Genomic DNA, 15,371 nt, shown 5'->3' on the forward strand with positions numbered 1-15,371 from the left:
CTTACTGTTCCCAAGAAAGAGTTGGTTTCGTAAAATGTCCAAAACATGTAGTTTGAGTGTAGTCTACATTTAGAAGATCCAACTCATTGATAATCCCTTTCGGTGTTAAATCATACCGTTCTCTAATCATTCCTACCAATTGTTTGCTCGTATAATTACTTGTCCCAAATGTTTCTACATGAATAGATACTGGTTCTGCGACCCCTATAGCGTAAGCTAATTGAACTTCGCATCGTTTAGCATATCCTTCACGAACAATGTCTTTTGCAATCTTACGCGCCATATAAGCTCCTGAGCGATCCACTTTACTTGGATCCTTTCCTGAAAATGCACCACCACCATGATGAGCAAATCCACCGTAGGTATCAGCGATAATTTTTCTTCCAGTAACTCCAGCATCGGCGTAAGAACCACCAAGAACGAAACGACCAGTGGGATTCACTAAAATGTTAAAATCAAGGTTTTGTCTATACCGTTTAGCAACTTTCATCATAGATTCTTTAACAATTACTCTTAGATTCTCAATTGTCATTTCATCGCTATGCTGAATTGATACTAAGAATGTTGTAATTCTTTTATTGTCATAATCATAAGAAACCTGTGCCTTAGCATCTTTCCCTAAGAGCGGATGCTGAAGTTCCATAAGATTCTCAAGAACACGAGTTGCTAAAACGTAGGGTAGCGGCAAGTATTCGTCAGTTTCATCAGTTGCATAGCCATACATCATTCCTTGATCTCCAGCACCACCTGTATCAACACCTTGAGAAATATCATCACTTTGTAATCCGATAAGATTTGTCACAATGATATTTTTCATTCCTAGTGGTTTAACGACATTTCGAACAACAGTTTTTAAATCAAATAAGGCTGTTGTTTTCATTTCACCAGCAACCACTATATGATTATCTTTGATAAGAGTTTCTACTGCAACCCTGCTATTCTTATCTTGTTCTAAACATACTGTTAGAACTGCATCTGAAATCTGGTCACAAATTTTATCTGGATGGCCATTAGATACTTGTTCACTCGTAATAATCATTCTTTCCTCCACGCAAAAAGCCTTCCCATTTGGGTAAGGCTCTGTTTTTTTTTTATTTTGCTTTTCTACCTGCTTCATAGGCTTGTTCAAGCATTTCTTTCAATGCCCAAACGCTGATGTCATAAAAGTCAAGGCTGTCGCTATTTCTCGTTTCTAGTGTTTCAGCGCCAATTCTATTTTTTGCGATTTTGGTTAAAATATCCTCTTTCTTCATGGTTTTATCCTCTTTCTTTTTGTTGTAACCATATTACCTCTAAGAGTGGGATATATCCAGTCATTTGTGCGTTATTTTAAAGATATTTTAAACTTTTAAAGCTTTCAAAATCGCTTCAAGAATAGCTTCTTGTTCATCAGATTCTGGGTAGATATCCCATCCTCTGTCATAAGAAATGATAGTCTTTTCAGCAACATCAACCTCTAATTTGAATACACATCCTAAATCAATACCTACATCTGAAGGTTGGTCACTGACTTTTGCTATGTAATCAACTATTTGTCCGTGATAATGAATCTGACCTCTGGTCCACATGGTTATTCTCCTCTTATTTTTCTAGGTGTATATTACCGTAGAACCAGAATTTTATCCAGTAAAATTAGCAGATTTTCTATCTTTTTTGACATCTTAAGTATATCACAGTCATTTTTAAAAAGCAGTACCATCTTAGTAACAACTTAGTAACAGGGTAGTACCACCTTAGTAACACCCTAGTATCATTATCCATTGATACTCAAGGTTTTTCCTGCAAAACGGTAATATTCTTTTACTTGTTTTAAGGCCTTTTGTCTATATCGACTTACTGTCATTCTAGAAACATTGTGTTTAGGTAGTAACTCATCCCATGTCAATCCAGCTAAGACTAAGTCAACTACTACATCCCTCATAATTTCATCAACAGAAGAAACAGCAAGTTCAAAGAAATCGATATCGGTTTTTAAATGACAGTACTTTTCAAACAATGACTCCTGATATTCTCTTTCCTCCACTAAGAACTTATCATGAAAAGATAGAGCCATATTTTCTGTCCTAACATTAGTTTTACTCGTTTTAACACGTTCTTCATTCGTCTGTCTAGTAGCAAGAGAATAGAGAAAAGCATCTTCTGAAATGGGTTTATAGTTTTCAATCAAGTTCTTTGCAATTGTTAAATCTCTTTTTGCATCTTGATAGTGTTGAAAATAGTAGTCTACTTTATCCATATCAACCTCCTACTTGTGCTTTTACTGCTTCAATCAAACGTGATTGTTGTGCGTCCTTGGCAGTTAAAGCTTTTAGAATATCATCATCAATTGTACCTTCCGTTACAATATGTTGAATAATCACAGTGTTTGCTTGTTGTCCTTGTCGCCAAAGTCGAGCATTGGTTTGTTGGTACAATTCAAGAGACCAAGTCAATCCAAACCACACTAAGTGATGACCTCCCTTTTGTAAATTCAGACCATGCCCTGCACTAGCTGGGTGTAGCAAACCAACAGTGATATTCCCTTTATTCCATTCATGAATATTAGTTTCACTTTTAAGTACTGTACTTTTAATCCTAAGTTTGTTCAATCGTTCTTGAATACGAAGTAAATCATGCTTGAACCAATAAGCGACCAGAACTGGTTCTCCATTTGCGGCTTCAATAATATCTTCCAGTGCATCTAGTTTTTGATTATGTAACTCGATAATTTTATGATCATCAGAATAAACTGCACCATTTGCCATTTGAACTAGTTTATTGGATAAGCTAGCAGCATTTGCTGCCGTCACCTCAATTTCGTTAGAATCAGAAATAACAGATTCCTTTTTAAACTCTTTATATCTTTTTGCTTCTGCATTTGTGAGATGAACTGATTTTTTCGTTGAGATTAATGTCGGCATTTGTAGATAATCCATTGCTTTCATAGAAATTGTGATGTCATCAATCTTGTCAAAGATTTGACACTCTGCATAGTCCATTGGAATATATTCATAGACGACGTTTCCATTTCTACGTCCCTCTCTAAAATAACGACTTCGGTATTCTCCGATAAAACGTCCCAAACGGACACCGCCATCAATGACTTTGAACTCCGCAAACAAATCCATCAATCCGTTGGAACTCGGTGTGCCTGTTAAACCTACCACTCGTTTCATGTAGGGGCGCATGGCCATAAAAGCTTTAAAACGTTTTGATTGCCATGATTTGAATGAACTTAATTCATCAATGATAATCATATCCCACTTGAAATAAGGATGACACTTTTCAACTAACCAAGAAATATTCTCTCGATTTACAATGTAGATATCCGCATCTTTTTGAAGTGCTTCTTGTCGTTGTTTGGGACTGCCTACAATTTTTGAATATCTCAAATGAGACAGTTCTGTCCATTGCTCTATTTCGTCACTCCATACTGTATTTGCGACTCTAAGTGGAGCAATCACCAGTACTTTATTAATTTCATAGCGGTCAAACATCAGTTCATTAATAGCTGATAAAGTGGTAGCGGTCTTTCCCATCCCCATGTCTAAAATGACTGCTGCATAAGGAGTTTTTATGATGAAGTCTTTAGTGACTTCTTGATAGTCATGCAGTTTCAATTTCATCCAATATCCCCTCAATATCTTTCTTATTATCTAAAACATAGACTCGAAATCCTAAGTGTTCAAATAACTTATGCCGTGACACCTGCAAAGCTCTAGGATGTTGATTAGGTGCTTTTACTTCCACCAAACCAAACTTGCCATTGGGTAAGAATACCAATCGGTCAGGTACTCCTGAAAAGGAAGGTGATACCCACTTTGGACAGATACCACCACGCTTTTTAACCTCGCTTGCTAACTTTTGTTCAATCACTTTTTCTCTCATACTTGTCCTCTCATCAGATTTAAATGGTGGAGGTCTAATGAGGTCATTTCCTAAACTTTCCTTATATACTTTTTCTTAGTTAAAATTCCTATAGAGATAGTTTTAGAAAAGACCATCATTGACTTACACTAAACAAAGAAATGGAAGTCGTGGAACTTAATCCATAAACTTTTTGACCATACTTCACAAATTATTTTTCACTGAATACTTCAACGACTTACACTCCAAAAATACTTGATTTAAAATCTAGTGGAGATATACCCTCACTTGTGTAAGTCATTAGTTTAGAAAATCATCGTCATCAGCTTTTAATGATAACCCCATAATAAAATTCCCTTTATTAGTCCGTTTTCGTTCATAACCAGCTTGATTAAGTGCAGCATAGAAATCAGTTGTACTTCGTGTGTATTCTAAATTTTGAAGGCAATAAGCTCGATACTTGCTGTACAGTTCTCCTGATTTCTCACTTAATGTTTCTCCCACTTCACAACTTTCATTAATGAAATGTCCCAACCAGTCATTAGCTTCACGGTAGGATTTGACAGAGTTTGTTACTGCTTTTGGAACTGATGTTTTAAAATTTGCTTTGATGGCTTTTTCCGCCCCTTCAATAATCCACGATAAAATTGCTGGTCCAGCGTTATCGTACAGATAATCCGCAAAATTCTTAATATCTGAACGACCAGTAATTTTGGCATTAAATGGAATAACAACCAAACGTCGCCAAGTTCCATCGTCGTTCGCTCCAACTTTTGGTAAATGATTCGTATAAAGTACCAGCGTATGAGATGGAACAAAATGGAATGGATCCTTATACTTCTTTTCTGCTTGAATTTCGTCAGTTGAGGTAATTTGCTTCACAACCGCAGTATTCAATCTCATTCCTTCTGCCATTTCAGAAGCAATAACAAGACGTTTTCCTTTTAACTCAGCAAGTTCTGGACTCACATTTCGTTTATTATTCATAGTTAAAGCATCTGCAGATAATTTGCCAGAATAGCTTCCGAGTACCCTTGCAATTGTATTCCAAAAGGTTGATTTCCCATTGGCTCCTCCTCCATAAGCGATAATCATATGTTCTTGATAGACTTTTCCGATGGCTGTCATACCGATGATTTCCTGTACATAATCAATCAGCTCCTGGTCATTACAGAAAAAAGTAGCCAAAGTTTCCTTCCATAATCCCAAGCCTTCATCACTTGGAGAAACAGTAGTTATTTTAGTGATGTAGTCTTTTGGGTTATGTTCATGGTAATCCCTAAGTCCATTTCTTAAGTTGTAGGTAGCATTGGGAGTATTGAGCAACATATCGTCCTTATCAAGTTCTGATAACTCAATGGCTAGCATTGGTTTTGCAGTATTATGAGTTGCAGTAATATAGCGATAATCTCTTCGTTTCATAACAAACTGATAATAAGCTTTTGAGGAAAGATAAATAGAATGAAGTTTTTGTTGAATCGGTGTTTCAATAACTTTAGAAAGAGCTTTACCACCTTCACGAACTACTGATTCATCAATACCAGAGTTGACTAACTCTATTACGGACTTTTCGTATTGTTCAAGAGCATCTGCTAGTTGAAAGTCCATAAACTCAAGAACCTTTCCTATGGCCAATTGTTTATCTTCTTTCCAATACTGACCATTAAAAGTTAAATAGTCTGTCGCATTTGTATAAGCTAAAACATCGCCATACTCTCTAGCTAATACTCCGGCTTCTCCGATATCAGAAAAATCATCCGGTTTTAAAGAAGGCCTATTGAAACTATCTGGTGAAATATAATCATCTGAAGATTTAATTGTCTTATTGTAAAATCGAACTGCACTTCCCCAGATTGTATCTAGTTCAGATTTTTCTAATGGCGGTTCACATCTAGATGCCTGCTCATCAAAACCGCTTCTTGCTTCTTGTGTAACTCCTAATCTTTTAAGAATTTTAGCCGCAAAAACTGACATGGTTGAATTTCGACTTCCCTCAGTGATAGGAACTTTAGGCGTTCTATAAAAGTCAGCATCAAAATCTTCTTCTACTTCTATAGAATTAAGTTGAAGTAAATCTTCGTCGATAGTCATCCATGAATCATTCCATATGACTTTTGCATTCGGATTGCCAAAGAAGAACCTTGCAGCATCTTTTGCATTATCATCAAAAAATTGATACCTATTCGTGAGCTCTTCTTTCATAGCAACATAAGTTTCCCTATCGTTCGTTTCATTAATTGGGAAATAAATATGAAACTTTGGACGTGCTATCATAGCACCCTTAGACAACATATGGTTTCGACTAGTAACCAAAGCAAAGTTATAATCAATAAAGATTTCTTTAATGTTCTCTTCTGTAACCCACTCGTTAGGGTTGTCTGTCTTGTCATTATCAATATCCATGACAATAACATTTGATTTTATAAAATTTGAGTTTGAGCGAGTGTGATTGGTAAACTCTGCACCTACATGATCGTATTGAACTGCATTCAATAATGATTTGTCATCTGTTATTCTGACTTTATTGGGATATACAGTACTTGTTTGGATACCTGTCTTTCCAGAATGATATAACAAAAATTGCATCCGCAACTCCTCCTTAATCTGCTAAAACATCGAGATTCTTTTTCTCTTTCTATCTTTATAGGTAAAATTTACCTGCTATTTTCCGGTTCAGTAGAAATTTATTTCAAAAAAAATTACTCTTCCTTTATATGTCAAAGGAAGAGTTTTCTTTGTTTTAAATTTTTTATTAATTTTTTTAAAAAAACCGGAATTCAATTATCTCTTTTTTCCTATACAGGTGTAAGAATTAGAAATCGAATAAAGAAATATTTTTTGAAATCCGGAAATTCTAAAGTGATTCTTACCTATAAAGATAGGAGGATGTGAAATGACAAAAGAACAATTGATTGAACACGATGAACAATTAGTAGATACACTAACTGCCATCAGTGTTATCTCAAAACAACTAGCTAAAAAAATCAAAGAGGACGAACAATATGAGCAAAATGAAACAACTGAATGACTTATTAAATGAAATGAAGGAATCAGCAAAGTGCCAGTTAAGAATTATAGAGGAGTTTCAAGAACTACTATCTGAAGAAAACACTACTTCAAATCACGAAAAGTTTATGGAAGAACCAAGACATGTTACCCTTGAAGAATTACGTGGTGTACTTGCTACAAAAGCTAGTGAAGGATTTAAAGATGAGATTCGAGCTTTGTTAAAGGCATATGGTGCTGATTCACTTTCAAAATTAGATCCTAAAAACTACTCAGCTTTAATGGAAGAGGCTGGAGGTATTGGTGTTGACTAATCATGCTGTATTATCCGCTTCCGCTTCTCATCGATGGCTAAATTGTCCACCATCAGTAAGATTAACTGAAAAACTAGAAGATAAGGTTTCAACGTATGCATTGGAAGGAACAGACGCCCATGAATTGTGTGCCTATTTAGTTGAAACTGCACTTGGACGTAAGGCGCGTGATCCTACTGAAAACTTAAAATTCTATAACGAGGAAATGCAACATTGCGCAGAAGAATATCGGAACTATGTAGTTGAACGGATAGAAATTGCGAAAACATATTCTAGAGATCCAACCGTTCTTGTTGAACAGAGACTAGATTTCTCCAAATGGGTTCCAGAAGGTTTTGGTACAGGAGACTGTATTATTGTGGCTGATGGTTTGCTACAAATCATCGATTATAAACACGGTCTCGGTGTGCTTGTTGATGCTGACCATAACCCCCAAATGATGTGCTATGCTCTAGGTGCTTTAGAAATGTTTGAAGGCTTATATAGTTTTGATAAAGTGACAATGACTATTTTCCAATCAAGAAAGAATAATGTCTCAACATTTGAAATGGACAAAGAAAAACTACTACACTGGGCTGAAACTGAACTATCTCCTAAAGCTGAACTAGCTTTCAGGGGTGAAGGAGAAATGAAATCAGGAAAACACTGTCAATTCTGCAAAATAAAAAGTATCTGTCGCAAACGTGCAGAAGATAATCTAGAACTTGCCAAGATGGAATTTGCTGACCCTGCTACTCTCAGTAACAAAGATATATCGGATATTTTACCAAAAATTGAACTATTGATAACATGGGCTAACGATGTTAAAAATCATGCTTTAAATCTAGCTACAAATGGCCATACAATACCAGGTTACAAGCTAGTTGAAGGACGTTCTATTCGAAAATTCTCAGATGAAAATAAAGTAATTCAAACAGTAACTGCTGCAGGATTTGACCCCTATGAAAAGAAATTACTGAACATTACTGGGATGACTAAATTGCTTGGAAAGCAAGCCTTTAATGAGCTTCTTGGTAATCTAATTATAAAACCAAATGGAAAATCTACACTCGTTCCAATTGATGATAATCGTCAAGAAATGAACCTAGCAAAAACAGATTTTATAGAGGACTAAACTTATGACAACAAAAGTTATTACAGGAAAAGATACACGTTTTAGTTATTTAAACGCTAATGAACCAAAAGCTATTAATGGTGGTAAACCAAAGTATAGCGTGTCACTCATCATTTCAAAAGATGATGTTCAAACTATTGATAAAATTAAAACAGCAATTGAACAAGCCTATAAAGAAGGTGAATCTAAACTAAAAGGGAACGGAAAATCCGTTCCATCATTAGAAGTATTGAAAACACCACTACGAGATGGGGACTTGGAACGTCCTGATGATGAAGCTTATCGCAATGCCTACTTCGTAAATGCGAACTCTCCACATAAACCTGGTATTGTTGATGCTAACCGTCAAGAAATCATTGATACTTCAGAGTTATACTCCGGTATCTATGGACGTGCCAGCATCTCCTTCTACGCTTTCAATTCAAACGGAAATAAGGGAATTGCTTGCGGTCTTAATAACCTGCAAAAATTGCGAGATGGTGAGCCTCTGGGAGGTCGTACAAGTGCTGAAGATGACTTCGCTACAGACGATGATGATTTCTTAAACTAAGAAAGGAGATATGAAAGATGATTTTTTCAATTTTTATGACTATCTTAATGGCAGTTTGGCTATTCACTGGACTATATGCTGCATTTATGACAATTCGAGATGATATCCGATCAGAAAAAGAGAGAAAACAAAAAATGGTGAATACAAATGACAATAATTGAATTCCTATGGACTGTTGCGTCTTGTCTCACAATCGCTTTACTCAGCCATCTTTTATATGTTAGCATTCGCAATGACATCAGATATGAGAGAGAACGATTCTTTAGTCGCAGAAATAAACACTAAAACATGGTGGCAGTTCTTCCTGCCACCTTTTTATGAAAGGATGAATTATGCAAATTAAAGAACTATCAGTAGACATAGAAACTTATTGTGATGTAGACCTACGGAAAACTGGAGTCTATCGATATGCGGAAGATGAATCTTTTGAAATCCTACTTCTAGCAGTATCTATCAATAACACTCCTGTAATTGTTTATGATCTGACTAAGGATAAATTTCCAAATCTCATCCTACAAGCCTTGCTTGATGATACAGTCATTAAATGGGCTTTTAACGCAACATTTGAGCGCATTTGCCTGTCTAATTGGATTAAGAAACATTACCCTACCTTACTTAACAAGTATTTTTTATCCCCAAACTCTTGGCGATGTAGTATGATTTGGTCTGCTTATTTGGGATTGCCCTTGTCACTTGAAGGTGTGGGTACGATTCTTAAACTTAGTGAACAAAAACTAAAAGTTGGGAGTGAATTAATTCGCTACTTCTGCCTTCCTTGTAAACCCACAAAAATAAATGGTGGACGAAAACGAAATTATGAAAATCACGCGCCAGAGAAATGGAAAAATTTTATCGAATATAATAAACGAGATGTAGAAGTTGAACTAGCAATCAAAAAAAGGTTGCAAAACTTCCCAGTACCTGACTTTGTATGGGAAGAGTACCATCTTGATCAGAATATCAATGACTACGGTATAGGAGTTGATGTTGATTTTGTCCAGTCAGCTATCAAAATTGATGCAGAGAGTAAAGCAAAAATCCTAGAAGAATTGAAAGCTTTAACAGGTCTTGAAAATCCCAACTCCGTTCTACAGATGATTGGTTGGTTACGTGAGCACAATATTGAAACAGATTCACTCGATAAAAAGACCGTAAAAAACCTTTTACAAAAAGTTGATGATAAAACAGCAGGGGTTCTAAAATTACGTCAGCAAGCAGCAAAATCAAGTGTATCCAAATATCAGGCAATGATGAATTGTGTTTGTAAAGATGGACGTGTAAGAGGGATGTTCCAATTCTATGGAGCTAATCGAACTGGGAGATGGGCTGGACGATTAGTGCAACTTCAAAATCTACCCCAAAACTACTTAAAAGACTTAAATGAAGCAAGAATACTCTTTAAGACTGGAGATAGCGATACTGTTAAACTTCTCTACAATGTTCAAGATACACTGTCACAGCTTATTCGAACATCTTTTATTCCAAGTAAAGATAAGAAATTTATTGTTTGCGACTTTTCTGCTATTGAAGCTCGTGTCCTATCCCATCTAGCAGGTGAAACGTGGAGAACTAAAGTTTTTAATAAAGGAGAGGATATTTACTGCGCCAGTGCCAGTAAAATGTTCCACGTTCCTGTAGAGAAACATGGAGTTAATGCACACTTACGTCAGAAAGGAAAGATTGCAGAGTTGGCACTAGGCTACGGTGGTTCTGTAGGCGCTCTAAAAGCAATGGGAGCTATCGAGATGGGATTAGCTGAAGAAGAACTCCAACCTCTTGTTGATTCATGGCGAAAAGCCAATCCTAACATTGTCCTTTTGTGGTGGGATATCGATAAGGCCGTCAAGACTGCTGTCAAGGAACAAACCAAAACGGAAAGTCATGGAATTCTTTTCAGTGTTGAAAAAGGAATGTTATTTATTACTCTCCCATCTGGACGAAGATTAGCTTATGTGAAACCAAGAATTGGGGAGAACCAATTCGGAGGCGAATCAGTAACATATGAGGGAACCAGTTCTGCAAAACGATGGGAAAGATTGGAAAGTTATGGTCCAAAGTTTGTAGAAAACATCGTTCAAGGAATTAGTCGAGATATCTTAGCTTATTCAATGGAACAACTAAAAGACAAGAAAATTGTTGGGCATGTTCACGATGAGGTTATCATCGAGTGCTTGCCAAAGAAAAATCTGGATGAAATATCTAATAAAATGTCCATTTCTCCAAACTGGATGGGAGATATCAATCTACGAGCTGAAGGGTATGAATGCTACTTCTATCAAAAAGACTAAAGAAAAATCCGCATCCTTGATAGGATAACGGACTTCTTTCACTATTGATTTAATTCTCTATAGACTTCTTTAGCCATTGCTTGAGCTCTCTTAATAGCTTCATAACCTTGAGTCTTTTTCATTCCTAATCTAGCAATGATTTCCTGTTTGGTAATTTCATAGTTACCATAAATCAGTCTTAGGATTTTACCGTGCTTAGGACTACGCTGATAGACTTCATCAATTAACTCCTCTATGGTTTCAATCAACATCAGAGTTTCTTCATGAGATGAAATAGCCGTAGGATCATAACCATTCGACTTCCCATCCTCAGTTTCCATCATTTCTTCAAGTGATGTCGTGTCTAATTTCCCCTTAGTATGACGACTCAAATACTCATGAACATCAGCATTAAAGACTTTCATCATGGTGTCAAACTCCTCCAAAGGAACTGGGGTAAAACCAACCAATACTGGTTTACCACTAAATTTAAAGGTTCTAAGATTATCACGATTGATTTTCATCACGCGCACCATTGCTTCATCCTTGATAACAAATGGTGCTAATACTTCTCCCTCTACACAAAGACGACCATCATAGGGTTTTTGTCCTTCATAACGATAGGGATTATTGTTTGATTGACTATGGTTAACTTGGTTTGTCATTTTTTGACCTCTCATTCTTTGACCAGCAAAGAACGAAGGTATGACAACCAACTTTTATTAAATTTGACCTCATAAGCAACATCCTTTGCTTTAGGTCAGCTAACTTCACAAACTGAACTGTTATTCCCAACTTCCACCTTAGAAGTTAATGGCCCTGATCAGAGGCAAGGTTTCGGTTGGGACACAACTCTGTAAACGCACACATTATCAGATTACAAAACTTTCGTTTTCTGATATAATTATTAGTAAATAACTCAATATTCAAGTACATGTTTACATTACAAAGTATACTTTATTCGCGTAAGTAACATCGGGGGACTTTGGGGTGTTTTGCGGTAATTTTGGGAAAGGGCGTGAGTAAGTGATGCAATTCGAAGAATATTTAAACATTCTACATGCACACATAGGTGGAGACTTACCTAAGCATGAGTTTTTTCAGACTCTAGTTGAACATTCAATAGAAAATCCAGATGATAATCCACTGTCAGAACTATCTCCAAATACGATTAATAAATACTTTTCTAGTACAAATAAAGATAGAATTTCTATAAAAAATGCTAAAAAACTCCTCCAACTCATACAACTTCCTAAACTCTGTTCTTATATATCAGAACAATCTACTATTGATAGTTTAGATAGGTTAGAAGAAAATTTAGTAAAGTACAGGCTATATAGCGACACTCACAAGAAAGATGTTGTTGAAATTTATGCTGGACTCTTTATTAATTTTTTGGAAGAAAGAGTCGGTATCCAAACATCTAGCAAAGAAAACATCTCAGTTTCCGATATCCCAATTACAAAAGTCCACTTTGAAGATGGAAAAATAGTTATTGGTTCACAGTCATTTCAGTTACCAGACAAAGAACCTATCCCAGATTCTCTGATTGATTTAGAGGAAGTCTACAGTAAACAACTTTTAATGGCTTACTCTGAAAATGATGGTAATCCCAAAACAGACTATTATGATTTCCAAAACCTCCCCAAAAAGTACAGAAATCACTTACATGATCAAAGAATTAATTTCTTCAACGCTGATTACGTATTACGGGCTATTAGAGATGGATTTAAAGATAGTGAACAACAAATTGCACTACTAAAGCAAGAAACCTATGATTCAATTAGTGATTATCTGTTTGAAGATTACACAACCTCACTCAAAAAAGTTACTGAAACACTAAAACACATCACAACAGTTTCACTTTCAAAGCCTGAGATAACCCAAATCCAGAACTTCATTGGTAACTCTGAAAAGAAAGGTCTTTGTCATACACTAGTAAACGATGGCAAATTTAACTGGGTAGACGATAATGAATAATATATTTGATACTACTTCTGAAGTAGCTATGCAATGTTTGATTACAATTAATTCTCTAAATAAAAAAAGCCTATCTCTTGATAGACTTTGGTTAATTAATTTTTTAAGCTTGTATGCTAAGGATTTCAAATTTAATGATAGCAACCTGTATGGAGATAGTATTTATTCTTCAGTACAATTGACTGTCAGATATGAAAAAGTGAAAAAAGCGATTCTACTATTGATTTCAAAACATCTTATAGAATTAGATGGAGGAAAAATAACTAAAATTTCTATAACTCAAAAAGGTCAAGAGTTAGTAGAAAATCTAAATTCTGGTTTTGCTAGTTCCTACAAGGTAGTTACCAGTAGTATCTACAATGCTGTAAAAAATATGAGTGATTTAGAATTGCTCACATTCACTCATGAACATATTCTAAATAAGGAATGATTATTATGGAAGCACCTTACTTAAAAAAGTTAACCGTAACTGGATCACATAAAAAATCTGAAATAAATTTTAATAAAGGACTTAACATTATCACAGGGCCTTCCAATGTTGGAAAAACCTGCATTGTTAAATGCATCGACTATCTTACTGGCAGCTCGTCACTCCCTTTTTCTACTTCAACACACTACAATACCATTACTTTAGAAATTTCAGTTGACGATAAGCTAGTTATTTTAAGTCGAACCCTCGAAGAAGATAATATTACTGTTAAATCTACACTTCCAAGTATTCTTTCAGGGAAATACTACTCGAAGAACAAGAGCAAAAACAAAGAGCCAATAAGTAATGTCTGGCTTCAAATTTTTGGAATTGTTCCTCCTGTTGAAGTTGTTAGAAACAAAAATTTTAAGACTCAAAAACTTGGAGTTAGAACCTTTATCAATTCTTGGATTATTCATGAAAATGATATGAATCGTCCTACATCAATTTTACTCCCTCAGATCCCAAATCAACAAACAGCTTACCTATCAGCACTGCTTTACTTGCTTTATGGGAAAGATTTTTCTGAAATCAAGAAACAAGAATCTGCTGAAGAAAGAAAAATACGGCATAACTCTGTCAAAAACTATATCAGCTCAAAGATAATCCAGTTTAAGGAGCATCACGATCGACTAACACAAGAATTAGACGAAAAATCAATCTTAGATATTGAAACTGAAATTGAGCAGCTTTCAGAAAAGTTACAGAAGTTACGTAATAATCTTACTAATACCAACTCACAACATGAAAATCTATTGCAGCAAATTGCAAAAATCGATTCTGAACTATCTGAGAAATCCGTATTACTCAATCGTTTCAATGAACTTTCAAGCCAATATCAATCTGACTTCAATAGATTATCGTTTATTGTAGAGTCACACAATGAACTAGCCAGTGTGGCAGATACTGCTTTATGCCCTGTCTGCAGCAGTCATATCAATCAAGACTCATTGGAACATCATCTTGACTCTTTCAGTGATGAGCTAGCTACTTTGGTTAGTAAAATTGGATCTCTAAACCAGACGAATACTGATTTACAACAAAATATTTCTGTACTGTTAGAATCAAAAACTAATCTTGAACAACAAAAGCAAAGGGTTTCAGCTGAAATTGATAACATCTTGCTACCTGATGAGAAAAAACTTTCTTATAAAATCCAGCAGTATAAATCATACATCAAAGCTAAGAGTGATATAGAAACTATAAATAGATTAGTAGAAAATTGGTCCCAAGATATTGATGACCTGGAAAATGAGAAAGCTGAAAAAGTCGAGTATCTTCCTAAAGAGGAGTACTCAGCTCAATTTTGGCAGTATATGACTAAAAATATACAATCAATCCTAGCTGAGTGTTCCTTTGATAAAGCTAGTTTCAGTCGTTTTGATAGAAAAGAGTTTGATATTACGCTAATGAGTGAGAAGAAAACTGCCCGATATGGTAAAGGATTTATTGCATATCTAAATACTGTAGTAGTCCTAGCTTTGAGAAAAATCTTTTCTCACCAGGCTCAATATAAGCCATTCTTCCATATTTTTGATACTCCGCTACTAGGCTTAGATGAAGGAGAAAAAAATGATACTCCAGAAAGTATGCAGATTGCTTTATTTGAATATTTTAAGTCTTCAGCCCATGAAGGACAACTAATTGTTATTGAGAACTCTAGAAATCTACCTACACTTAATTATAACGATATTAATTATATTGAATTTACAAAAAGTCATAGCTATGGGCGCTATGGTTTCCTTAATGGGGTTGATGATGATTGAGAAACTACTAAGTCATAAGGAAAAAATTGCTATCATTATTTTTTCAAACCCCAAATTAA

General features: G+C 35.4%; 17 protein-coding genes. 9 read left to right on the plus strand and 8 right to left on the minus strand.

Going from position 1 to position 15,371, the window contains the following annotated elements; translation table 11 throughout:
- Nucleotide 1 precedes the first annotated feature (1 nt).
- From metK to EHW89_RS05750, 7 genes are all read right to left on the minus strand, one after another.
- Nucleotides 2-1,039, minus strand: coding sequence for a methionine adenosyltransferase (gene metK, locus EHW89_RS05725; protein ID WP_126467222.1), 1,038 nt, complete (start codon nt 1,037-1,039; stop codon nt 2-4).
- Nucleotides 1,040-1,091: 52 nt separating this feature from the next.
- Nucleotides 1,092-1,253, minus strand: coding sequence for a DUF6900 domain-containing protein (locus EHW89_RS09420; protein ID WP_167747256.1), 162 nt, complete (start codon nt 1,251-1,253; stop codon nt 1,092-1,094).
- 87 nt (nt 1,254-1,340) lie between these two features.
- Nucleotides 1,341-1,568 carry a DUF7678 domain-containing protein gene (locus EHW89_RS05730; protein ID WP_126467224.1) on the minus strand — a complete coding sequence of 76 codons (228 nt, stop codon included), beginning with the start codon at nt 1,566-1,568 and terminating at the stop codon, nt 1,341-1,343.
- A gap of 185 nt (nt 1,569-1,753) precedes the next feature.
- Nucleotides 1,754-2,236 (minus strand): hypothetical protein, encoded by a 483-nt coding sequence (locus EHW89_RS05735; protein ID WP_126467226.1) that lies wholly within the window; start codon nt 2,234-2,236, stop codon nt 1,754-1,756.
- A 1-nt stretch (nt 2,237) separates the two neighbouring features.
- On the minus strand, nt 2,238-3,605 hold the full coding sequence (locus EHW89_RS05740) for a DEAD/DEAH box helicase (RefSeq protein ID WP_126467228.1): 1,368 nt from the start codon (nt 3,603-3,605) through the stop codon (nt 2,238-2,240).
- Nucleotides 3,586-3,867, minus strand: coding sequence for a VRR-NUC domain-containing protein (locus EHW89_RS05745; RefSeq protein ID WP_049501446.1), 282 nt, complete (start codon nt 3,865-3,867; stop codon nt 3,586-3,588). Before EHW89_RS05745 ends, EHW89_RS05740 begins: the two co-directional genes overlap by 20 nt.
- A gap of 279 nt (nt 3,868-4,146) precedes the next feature.
- A complete protein-coding gene (locus EHW89_RS05750) occupies nt 4,147-6,432 on the minus strand; it encodes a phage/plasmid primase, P4 family (RefSeq protein WP_126467230.1) in 2,286 nt (761 codons plus the stop codon).
- Nucleotides 6,433-6,739: 307 nt separating this feature from the next.
- On the opposite strand from EHW89_RS05750, the gene EHW89_RS09575 reads away from it, so the two are divergent.
- The 6 genes from EHW89_RS09575 (at nt 6,740) to EHW89_RS05770 (ending at nt 11,118) form a co-directional block, all read left to right on the plus strand.
- Nucleotides 6,740-6,874, plus strand: a complete 135-nt coding sequence (locus EHW89_RS09575; RefSeq protein WP_257994450.1) for a hypothetical protein — start codon at nt 6,740-6,742, stop codon at nt 6,872-6,874.
- Complete coding sequence (locus EHW89_RS05755; RefSeq protein ID WP_126467232.1) at nt 6,849-7,166, plus strand: hypothetical protein; 318 nt, start codon at nt 6,849-6,851, stop codon at nt 7,164-7,166. The genes EHW89_RS09575 and EHW89_RS05755 overlap by 26 nt, the downstream gene beginning before the upstream one ends.
- Entirely contained in the window at nt 7,159-8,280 is a 1,122-nt protein-coding gene (locus EHW89_RS05760; protein ID WP_126467234.1) for a DUF2800 domain-containing protein, read from the plus strand. The genes EHW89_RS05755 and EHW89_RS05760 overlap by 8 nt, the downstream gene beginning before the upstream one ends.
- Before the next feature lie 4 nt (nt 8,281-8,284).
- Complete coding sequence (locus EHW89_RS05765; protein WP_126467236.1) at nt 8,285-8,830, plus strand: DUF2815 family protein; 546 nt, start codon at nt 8,285-8,287, stop codon at nt 8,828-8,830.
- A 17-nt stretch (nt 8,831-8,847) separates the two neighbouring features.
- On the plus strand, nt 8,848-8,991 hold the full coding sequence (locus EHW89_RS09425; RefSeq protein ID WP_162837936.1) for a hypothetical protein: 144 nt from the start codon (nt 8,848-8,850) through the stop codon (nt 8,989-8,991).
- A gap of 171 nt (nt 8,992-9,162) precedes the next feature.
- Nucleotides 9,163-11,118 (plus strand): DNA polymerase, encoded by a 1,956-nt coding sequence (locus EHW89_RS05770; RefSeq protein ID WP_126467238.1) that lies wholly within the window; start codon nt 9,163-9,165, stop codon nt 11,116-11,118.
- 41 nt (nt 11,119-11,159) lie between these two features.
- Here the strand turns inward: EHW89_RS05770 and EHW89_RS05775 are convergent, their stop codons facing one another.
- A complete protein-coding gene (locus EHW89_RS05775) occupies nt 11,160-11,762 on the minus strand; it encodes a hypothetical protein (RefSeq protein ID WP_126467239.1) in 603 nt (200 codons plus the stop codon).
- Nucleotides 11,763-12,126: 364 nt separating this feature from the next.
- On the opposite strand from EHW89_RS05775, the gene EHW89_RS05780 reads away from it, so the two are divergent.
- From EHW89_RS05780 to EHW89_RS05790, 3 genes are read left to right on the plus strand one after another with little or no spacing between them, the layout of a single operon-like run.
- Nucleotides 12,127-13,077 (plus strand): ABC-three component system protein, encoded by a 951-nt coding sequence (locus tag EHW89_RS05780; protein ID WP_126467241.1) that lies wholly within the window; start codon nt 12,127-12,129, stop codon nt 13,075-13,077.
- Nucleotides 13,070-13,507 (plus strand): ABC-three component system middle component 2, encoded by a 438-nt coding sequence (locus EHW89_RS05785; protein WP_126467243.1) that lies wholly within the window; start codon nt 13,070-13,072, stop codon nt 13,505-13,507. The genes EHW89_RS05780 and EHW89_RS05785 overlap by 8 nt, the downstream gene beginning before the upstream one ends.
- A gap of 5 nt (nt 13,508-13,512) precedes the next feature.
- Nucleotides 13,513-15,312, plus strand: coding sequence for an AAA family ATPase (locus EHW89_RS05790; RefSeq protein ID WP_162614540.1), 1,800 nt, complete (start codon nt 13,513-13,515; stop codon nt 15,310-15,312).
- The last annotated feature ends 59 nt before the right edge of the window (nt 15,313-15,371 follow it).

The organism is Streptococcus periodonticum, from assembly GCF_003963555.1.
GTDB classification, from domain to species: domain Bacteria; phylum Bacillota; class Bacilli; order Lactobacillales; family Streptococcaceae; genus Streptococcus; species Streptococcus anginosus.